The 10017-nt window shown below is 42.7% G+C and carries 8 protein-coding genes; all 8 read right to left on the bottom strand.

The window, feature by feature from the left end:
* Positions 1-105: 105 nt before the first annotated feature.
* A complete protein-coding gene (locus QZL69_RS00670; RefSeq protein ID WP_022213309.1) occupies positions 106-1398 on the bottom strand; it encodes a UDP-N-acetylglucosamine 1-carboxyvinyltransferase in 1293 nt (430 codons plus the stop codon).
* 151 nt (positions 1399-1549) lie between these two features.
* Positions 1550-2056 (bottom strand): shikimate kinase, encoded by a 507-nt coding sequence (locus QZL69_RS00675; protein ID WP_022213310.1) that lies wholly within the window; start codon positions 2054-2056, stop codon positions 1550-1552.
* A gap of 93 nt (positions 2057-2149) precedes the next feature.
* A complete protein-coding gene (locus tag QZL69_RS00680) occupies positions 2150-2731 on the bottom strand; it encodes a flavin reductase family protein (protein WP_022213312.1) in 582 nt (193 codons plus the stop codon).
* 37 nt (positions 2732-2768) lie between these two features.
* A complete protein-coding gene (locus tag QZL69_RS00685) occupies positions 2769-4436 on the bottom strand; it encodes a putative manganese-dependent inorganic diphosphatase (protein WP_022213313.1) in 1668 nt (555 codons plus the stop codon).
* Positions 4437-4449: 13 nt separating this feature from the next.
* Positions 4450-5355 (bottom strand): S1 RNA-binding domain-containing protein, encoded by a 906-nt coding sequence (locus QZL69_RS00690; RefSeq protein ID WP_022213314.1) that lies wholly within the window; start codon positions 5353-5355, stop codon positions 4450-4452.
* Positions 5356-5775: 420 nt separating this feature from the next.
* Positions 5776-6237: a DUF1002 domain-containing protein gene (locus QZL69_RS00695; protein ID WP_022213315.1), complete on the bottom strand. Its 462-nt coding sequence runs from the start codon at positions 6235-6237 to the stop codon at positions 5776-5778.
* A gap of 361 nt (positions 6238-6598) precedes the next feature.
* Positions 6599-7474, bottom strand: coding sequence for a 16S rRNA (adenine(1518)-N(6)/adenine(1519)-N(6))-dimethyltransferase RsmA (rsmA, locus tag QZL69_RS00700; protein WP_022213316.1), 876 nt, complete (start codon positions 7472-7474; stop codon positions 6599-6601).
* A 14-nt stretch (positions 7475-7488) separates the two neighbouring features.
* Positions 7489-10017, bottom strand: a 2529-nt coding sequence (locus tag QZL69_RS00705; RefSeq protein WP_291517623.1) for a hypothetical protein, incomplete at its 5' end; no start/stop codon positions are given.

Consider the following 10017-nt stretch of genomic DNA (forward strand, 5'->3'; position numbering starts at 1 on the left):
TTGTATCTCCACCACTCTGAATAAAAGGCCGTTTATGAAGTTATCGCAGTACATACAATAAACTTATTTTATATACTTGTCAAGTATCTCGGATGACAAATTTTATCAACCTACGCGAAGACGGAATTTCTGGATTTCTTTCTCACTGGAAACTCTCTCGATCTCTGCGCCGAGACTTCTCAGTTTCTCTTCGAAATTCTCATATCCTCTCTGGATATAAACAATATCATCTACTACTGTGATTCCATCCGCTGCCAGACCTGCAATTACCAGAGCCGCTCCTGCACGGAGATCCGGTGCACTGACTCTTGCGCCTGTAAGCTTGCGTACACCATCAATAATAGCAGAATTTCCCTCAACTTTAATATTCGCTCCCATTCTGGAAAGCTCGTCCGCATATTTGAAACGGTTTTCAAAGATACTCTCTGTTACGATACTGGTTCCTTCTGCAAGGGCAAGTGTAACAGCGATCTGCGGCTGCATATCTGTCGGATATCCCGGATATGGAAGAGTCTTGACATGAGTGCGGTGAAGTCTCTTGCCTGCACGTACACGTACTGCATCATCAAATTCTTCAACCTCACATCCGATCTCTTCAAGTTTGGCAGTTGTTGCCTCAAGATGTTTCGGGATAACATTCTTAACTGTAACATCCCCGCCAGTTGCGGCAGCAGCAAACATAAAAGTTCCTGCCTCGATCTGGTCCGGAATGATAGAATACTCTGTACGATGAAGTTTCTCAACACCCTTGATACGGATAACATCAGTTCCCGCACCCTTGATGTTGGCTCCCATACTGTTCAGGAAGTTCGCAACGTCTACAACATGCGGCTCTCTCGCTGCATTCTCGATCGTAGTACGGCCAGATGCCATAGAAGCTGCCATCATAATGTTGATCGTCGCACCTACAGATACAACATCAAGGAAAATATGGCTTCCATGAAGGTTCTCTGTCTCTGCAACGATCGCACCATGAAGGATGTTCACATCTGCACCTAATGCACGAAATCCCTTCAGATGCTGATCGATTGGTCTGCTTCCGATGTTACATCCGCCCGGAAGCGGAACCTCAGCGTGTTTGTATTTGCCAAGTAATGCGCCAAGAAGATAATATGACGCACGGATTTTCTTAATATATTCATAATCTACACTGATATCGTTAATTGTAGATCCGTTAATCTTAACGGTAGACCTGTCAATTCGCTCAACCTGAGCTCCTATCCCGGCAATTGCTTCCAACAAAACATTGATGTCTCTTACGTCAGGCAGATTCTCAATAAGAATGGTTTCATCCGTCATGATCGCAGCAGAAAGAATAGCAAGAGCAGCGTTCTTCGCACCACCGATCTCAACTTCTCCTACTAACGGATTGCCACCTTTAATTACATACTGTTCCATAAAGCACCTCTATAATTATTTTCACTCCGCAAGTCGAAGCGAATGCCAGAGATAAATCTCATCCTCAAAGTCTGTATTATAACACAGATTTGCCATTTGTAAATAAAAATTTACTCTGTCCCCTTCCGCTTCATTGTCTTTTCAACAATAGTTACTTTGAATTCTCTTCTAGTATTTCCAAAAGATCGTGCAGACTTTCTTCCAAATCTTTCCCTTCTTCGTCCAGAACAACATCTGCATATTTCTCATATAATGGAGTACGTTCCTCGTACAGATCTTTTAATGTCTGGCCATCCTTTAACAGTACGCCTCTGCACTGCAGATTACCCAGACGCTTTGCAAGGGAATCTAAAGATAATTTCAAATATACAACTGTTCCAATCGACCTCAGATGATTCATAGCCTCTTCACAGTACACTACGCTTCCGCCTGTCGCGATCACAGTATGGTTTACATCAATAGACGCATTGACACGGTTCTCAATTTCCTTGAATCCCATGTATCCTTCTTCTTCAATGATCTCACGCAGACGTCTTCTTTCCTGTTTCTGGATCAGAAGATCCGAATCAAGGAACTGATAGCCTAATACCTTTGCCAGTACAACGCCTATTGTGCTTTTGCCGACTCCAGGCATTCCTATCAATGTTATATTATTCATAAAATGTCCGTTCTCCTGTTTGATTTCTCACAAATTGCTTAACGCCCATTTTAACATAAATGCCCTTTTTCTGCAATCCCTCTTTGGGAAGGCTCATTTTTTCGCACTTTTTCTCCGTTTTTTGACACTGTAGCCAAATGTGCCCAGTTTCTTTCCGATACCAAGATATTCTCCATGAGAATATACTATCGGACGTGCACGGTTAAGATCAAAGCGGTTGTTTTCGTCCATATACTCCTCATCCGCATGTACTGCAAGTACTTCCGCAAGAAACATATCATGAGATCCCAGTTTCTTAACTTCTGTAACACGGCATTCTATAGATACCGGAGATTCTTTGATCATAGGTGCTTTGACAAATTCTGCCTTTTCTCTTGTAAGTCCTGTTTCTTTGAATTTATCAACGTCTCTGCCAGAGCGGACACCACAGTAATCCGTAGCTCTGGTAAGTTTCTCTGTCGTCAGATTGATTACAAATTCTCCCGTTTCCATCAGCATATGATGGGAAAAACGGCTCGGACGAACAGAAATATAAACCATTGGAGGATTTGTGCAGATCGTACCTGTCCAGGCTACTGTTATAATATCATCCTGTCCTTTGCCATCTGTAACGCTCACCATAACCGCCGGGAGCGGATACAGCATATTCCCTGCTTTCCAGGTCTGTTTTGCCATGATTTACAAATCCTCCTGTCTGTCTTTTGCTTTTGTTTTATGCATAATCACCGGACATCTGTGCTGCTTCCATCAGCGGCGGGATCAGCTGTTTCTTACGTGAAACTACACCTTCGAGATAGAATGCATCGTTTTCCGGCTCCATCTTAAATGCATTTTCTGCCATTTCACGGCTTCCCTCTCCATAAAACAGCAGTTCCGTTGACTGTGTTATAATATCCGTCAGCATGAAGTAAACTCTGGTGACACCATGGCGTCCGCATTCGCTTACCATGAACGGCAGCAGTCTTTCTTTGATCTCTTTGAGTTCTTCTGAATCCATAGAACTGATCTGTCCAACGCCAAAGCAGATATCACCTTCTGCAATAAATTTCTTGTAATCCTGATAAAAGATTTCTTCCGGTGATTTATCCTTGAGGTTGCTTCCTGCACGGAACATTTCCTTCGCAAACTGCTCAATGGAAATATCTGCGATCAGTGCCAGTGCTCCTGCTGCCATCTTATCCTGCAGTGTGCAGGTCGGTGAACGGAACATCAGCGTATCTGAAATGATCGCTGCGCACAGAAGTCCTGCGATCTTAGGCGAGATCTCAAGTTTCTGTTCGCCATAGATCTGATACATGATCGTTCCGGTACATCCCACCGGCTGGTTACGGAAGCTGATCGGCTGAACCGTCTGCAGTGTTCCAAGTTTATGATGGTCAATGATCTCAAGAATGTCAGCTTTCTCAATATTATCTACTGCCTGATCGATCTCATTATGGTCTACAAGAACTACCTGCTTCTTGTGCATGCCCAGGAAATTACGTCTGGATATGGTACCGATACATTTGCCCTTCTTGTTGATGACCGGGAATGCACGATGACGGTGCTTGATCATGACATCCTGTATATCATCTGTAAAATCTTCGGTATTAAAAGTTACAAGATTTTCTGTTTTCATGATATATCTGACCGGAATACTCTGGTTGATCAGTCGCGCGATCGTAAAGGTATCATACGGGGAAGAAATAATGATGATATCCTTCTCATGTGCGAGTTTCATAACATTCTCTGATACCTGGATTCCAAGTCCCACGATAATACAGCTTACATTCTGGGAAATCGCCTGAAGATGATCCTCTTCTCTGTCTCCCATGATGATCATATCATCTTCTTCGATATATTCTTTCATTTTATCCGGGTTGGCAGTTCCTACCATAACTCTTCCCTTGATAAAATATCCATGAGGATTTCCCTCGATCACTTCTCCGTCGATCGTCTCTGCGATCTTCTGATACTGTGTTCTTGCTCTGGAAAGAAGATAGCTGTCAGTCGTATCCATATAGGTCTTCGCAATATCACCGATCGTGATCAGACCTTCTAGGGCACCTTCTTTATCTCTGATTGGAAGAGAAACAATGCTGTTCTCCTGCATGATATCCCATGCAGCTTTCAGCGACATTCCCTTGTCTGCATCCGGGCTCATACGGATATCCATGTCCTTGACCTGGGTTCCGATATTACTCAGATATCCCGGCGGCTGAACTCCAAAACGGCTCAGCACATACTCTGTCTCCTCATTGATCTGTCCTGCGCGCTTCGGAATAAATTTCTGGTGCTGGCTTGTCCTGTTTTTGATGTCGCAGTATGCAATTGCCGAACAGATAGAATCTGTATCCGGATTTTTATGTCCTATAACAAAAATTTTTTCCTGATTTTTCATTCCAGCCGTCCTTTCAATCCAGTTTGATATTTGCAAAGAGAGAGCCCAGTGTAGTGGTTGCCTCTTCTCCTGCATCTGGTACTTCATAAACTTCTTCTTCGATTTCCTTCGCCATCATATCAGATGCTTCCTTAATGCTGAGACTGAGCTTTCCGTCCTTGATCGCAGTGACTTTGACTTTGACCTTGTCTCCTACAGCAAGAACCTCTGACGGTTTCTTGATCCTCTTCTCGCAGATCTGAGAAATATGCACCAGACCGGAAAGTCCGTTTCCAAGATCTACAAATGCACCATATGGCTGAAGGCTCTCTACTGTTCCCTCGGTGATAAGCCCGATCTCAAGGTTTGAAACTTTGTTTCTGCGTTCTTCTTCTGCCTTCTCACGGAGAATTTCCTTAGCAGAAAGAATCAGTTTCTTACTTTCTTTATCAACGTCGATGACCTGTACCTGGATCGGTTTGTTCAGATATGCCTCTGTATCCTCAACATATCCAAGAGCAAGTTTGGATGCCGGGATAAAACCTCTGACACCTTCTACATAAGCGATAACGCCTGCGTTTGTGATTCCTTTTACTACAACATCCAGAACCTCTCCAGATTCCTTTAATCCCTTAAGTTTATCCCATGCAAAGACATCAACTGCCTCTACCCTTGAGAGCAGGATATTTCCATTTCCGTCATCTTTACGGATCACGGTAGCCTGAATCTCGTCCCCTTCCTGGACATTTTCTTTGAGGTTAAATCCTGGCTCTCTGCTGAAATTCTCTGCCGGGATCACACCTTCTGCATAATATTTAAGATCGAGGATCACTTCTTTTTCATCCACACTGATCACAGTTCCTGTGAGAATGTCACCTTCCTCGATCGTTTTCATGGAAGCTTCCAGTTCTTTTTCATAATCTTTCATTGACTCAGACATGATCTGCAATTCTCCTCTCGTATAAAAATCTATCTATATCGTCTATACTTTTGATCATTTTACTATAGTTAGTCTCATTATAGCATATTTTATATGCAGGAGGAAATAAAAAAAGTCCCCAAAAAGGGACTCAATAAACGAGGAGTGCCCCGGCAGTGGTTTACCGGGGCGATTATTATGAAAAAATTTATGTGTAATGAAGAACATTACAACGTCTGTTAGTGAAGTTCTCTTCGAACTGTACTTATAATAACAGTCGATTATGAACTTTTTATGAACAAACAATGAAGTTTCCGTATATTTGCACAATTTTATTTCTGTATATTCATTTTTTTTATTCAAATATACTATAAATTTCTGACTCCTCTATTTTTTATCCTGTGTGTTTTTCACAAACGTACTAGTGTCTTTCCTGTGAGGTCAGTTAAGGATGCTTCTGGCAAAATCGACCAGTTTGCCAATGATTCCTTTGACATCTTCTTTGGTGATCCCAAGCTCATCCAGCTTGTTATAAACCTTATTTACCTGACTTCTCAGCTGGTCCTCATCCAGATCTGTATTCTTGAATTTATCATATAACTGGATCAGAGTCTGTTTCTCAGAATCGGAAAGTGTAATTCCCGCACTTTCTGCTGCCACATCAAGAGCTGAGCCGATCTCATCATTTGTTACATCTACCTGACCGAGAATTTCCTTAGCCTGAACGATCAGATCCACTACCTTGTCCGGATCGGACAGAAGTTCATCCACTCCGTTATCCTGAAGGATCTCTACGGCCTGGTCAACCACATCTGAGCTGTCCTGTGCGTAGACCATCGCCGGTGTTGTACATGCAAGAGCCCCTGCAAGTACCAGTGCACTGATTTTTTTGTTTATTTTCATTGTAATTACCTCCTGAATTCATGCATTCTCATGTATCAGCCTGAATTTCACACCTGTTTCGATGCTTTTTCTCTCAGGCGAGCCCATTATACCACAGTTTTTCGGCTATGCTGTAAAAATTTTTTATCTGGCTGTCATTCATAAAACTTTTGACCTTTGTTCACTGTTTTTTCATAAGTTCAACACGATTCCATCATATTTTCTGGCTATACTAAGACCATAAAAATAATACAGCCAACATTATTTTTATAATTTTCTTTTTCATATGTTGATAGCCTGAAATGGTTATCAACTCTCCTTCCTTTTAAATTTAATAAATAATAAAAAACATCCGACCAGCCACCGGATGCTTTTTATTTGCTTATTTATTTAATTTCGAAAATGTATCTGACAGTCTGGCAAACTGTTCCAGCGTCAGTGCTTCCCCTCTGATATTCAACGGAAGTCCACATTCTGTGATCGCAGCTTCTACCTCTTCCTTGGAATACGGCAGTTCCTGTGAATTCTTAAGACTGTTTGACAGAGTTTTTCTTCTCTGGTTAAAAGATGCACGAATCAGACGGAACATTAATTTCTCATCCAGCGTTGTTACCGGCGGATTCTGATGTCTCGTCAGGCGGATCACCGCACTTCCAACCTTCGGCCGCGGCATAAAGCAATTCGGCGGTACATTTGCAACGATCTTTGGTTCTGCATAATACTGTACAGCCAGTGAAAGTGCCCCGTAATCCTTGGAACCAGGACCTGTCTGCATTCTGTCTGCCACTTCTTTCTGTACCATTACCGTGATCGAATCTACTGGAACATGGCTTTCGAATAAGCCCATAATGATCGGTGTCGTAATGTAATATGGCAGATTTGCAACGACCTTGATCGGACGCCCCTGATTCTTCTCATCTGCGATCTTACGGATATCTGTCTTGAGGATATCTCCGTGAAGAACAGTTACATTGTCCCATTCCTTAAGTGTATCCTTAAGGATCGGAATCAGTGCATCGTCAATCTCAACTGCTGTTACTTCTCTTGCTGCCTCTGCAAGATACTGTGTCATCGTTCCGATTCCCGGTCCGATCTCCAGTACAAAATCATCTTTGGTGATCTCGGAAGCTTCGATGATACGCTCCAGAACATGGGTATCGATCAGAAAATTCTGACCAAACCTTTTCTGGAATACAAAACCGTACTTTTGAAGGACTTCAATGGTATATTTAGGATTTCCAAGATAAGGTCTGGCCATATTTTCTCCTCTCACTAATTAAAATCTTTCTCGTAAAGTACCAGGTATCCATCCTGATTTACTTTTTTCTTGGAGATCAGTTTACGAAGACCTCCTCTTGATTTGGCGATCGCACTGTCAATGATGTCCTTGACCGCACCGATATTCATCGGCTGATCTTCCTTCTGGCTTGTGCTGATCAGGTTATACAGCGACAGCATTGCCATCTGGTCGATGGTGTATCCGTTCTCTCTTGTGTAGATTTTCGCAAAATTAACAAGTTCATCGTTGGTAAATACCGGAATATTGATCATAGATGTAAACTTGGATGTAAATTTCGGGAATCTTGCGATCAGTTTACGCATTCCGATCTTTTCATCCTCAATGATCACGATCAGTCCGTCAGTCCGGAACTCCATTGCCTTATTCAACTGATTAACTGTTTCTTTTGCCAGCTGATTGGCGTTTTCGATAACCAGGAAACCGCCTGACATCTTACGAACAATCTCTGCTACATTCTTGCCATTGATCTGATCCGCAAATACATAGGCAACCTTGGATGCCTCCAGGTTCAGTTCCTTGCAGATCGCCGGGATCAGTCCTGAGATCAGTCTTGTCTTTCCTGTCTCACGGCCACCCATCACAATAATATTTCCTGTCTTTGAAGTCTTGTCAGAAGCACAGATCTGCGCATCATAAAGTGCATCCACGATCTGTTCCCTTAAGCCCGGAACTTTCGCAAAGTAGGTAAAGAGTTTCTCCTCATCTGCGGTCATCTTCTTTTCTCTCGGAATGATATCCCTGGCTTTGCGTTTCGGCTCAACAGTATAGAGAAGCTGCTCCATGTCGTCATCTTCCGGTTCCTGCTGTTTTTCTTTCCTGCCGGATTTTCTGAGAGTTGGTTTCTTTTCAGGAGTCTTGGCTGCTTTTACAGTATCCTCATACTGATCTGCAAGGAATTCTTCTTCCTCAAGATCACTGATATCCTCATCTTCGTAGCCGTCTTCCTCACCGAAATCTTCATCAGAGTCATCTTCCATCTTATAAGAATCCAGATCATCATAAATTTCTTCTTCCGGATCCTGCTTCTTGACAGGTCCGTTCAGGAATTCTTCTTCTGCACTGCGAAGATCCTCTTCAGACATATAATCCTCAGCATCCTCTTCTGCAGTATTTACTTCCTGAACCGGTTCTTCTTTCACTATCGGTTCATCCGGAATTTCAATTCCCTGTGCAGTTGCTGCTGCAAGAATCGTATCTTCCAGATTAAATTCAAAATCAGGTGTCTCCTCAGAATCTTCTGCTCCCGGAAGACAGATATCCGGTGCTTTCGGAATTTCTGTATGTAATGGATTTTCCATTCCAACATTCTTCATTGCTTCCGGGATCTCAAGTTCAGGAAGTTTTGTCTCCTCTTCCTCTGCCGAATCAACAAAGTCATCCTCTGTCTCCAGCGGTTTCACTTCTTCTGGAATTTCAACCTCTTCGATTTCCGGTTCTTCTTCAGCTTCCGGAAGCTCCTCTGCTTCTTCAGCATCTGTTTCCTCAGATTCGATCACTACATCCGGAAGTTCTTCTTCACTGACTTCCTCAGTTACTTCTTCCGGTGTCTCTTCCTGTTCATCCTTGATCTCCTGATTTGTAACTTCTTCTATCTTCTCCTCGATCGTGCTGAAAATAGAAGTTCCAGGTGTTGCCGGAGGCGGGATCACTGCATCTTCCGGTTCAAGTTCCGGTACATTTGTCGGTTCTGCTTCTGAAGAAATATCCTTGATCATTTCTTCCGGAACCTCCTCAGCAGGTGCTTCCTCCTCTTCCTTCATAAATTCCTCTTCGGATTCTTTTTTCTTTCCTGTAAAGATATCGCGGATTCCCTTGGAGATTTTTTCCTGAAGGCTTTCTGCTCCATTAACATCACGCTCATCAATATCTACGCTGTCGATCACAGGTGCATCATCATCTGCTGCCGGTGCTGCTTCTGCCCGTGGTTCTTTCGCTTCTCCATCCTGAACCTCTTCTTTATTCTCAGCGGAATCCTCCACTGTCTTGAGATTCGGAATAAACTGTTTATCGTATTTTTCTTTTTCTTTACCACTCAGCATTCCCATACGACTCTTAAGATCCAGGGCTTTCATGACATACTTGCCATCACTGAACCAGAGAACCATTTCATCACAGAGATCCAGGCATTTCTTGGTATCTCCATTCTGATAATATAATTTAGCCAGCTCGTATGACCATCTCTCTGTGAATTCTTTCTCTTTGTAATCCTCGAGAATTCTGATCTGCTCTTCGAGCGGAGCCTGTTCTGCTTTGCGGATTTTATATTTTAATACATACTGTGTACTGTCATTAGGGGCAACTTCCAAGAATTCATCATAATATTCCATTGCCTCATCAATATCCTTCATCTTGAGGGATACTTCGATTAATCGATACAAAATATTTCTGCCAATAGGAGCTCTGTGATAAGCCAGAAGGAAAATCTCCCTGCTGTCGTCATACCGCTTGTTTGCTGCATAGATCTCACCAACAACACAAAGGGTATGAACATTCTTTACACG

Origin of the sequence: Blautia sp. CAG:237 (genome assembly GCF_000436615.1) — a bacterium.
GTDB lineage: Bacteria > Bacillota > Clostridia > Lachnospirales > Lachnospiraceae > Blautia_A > Blautia_A intestinihominis.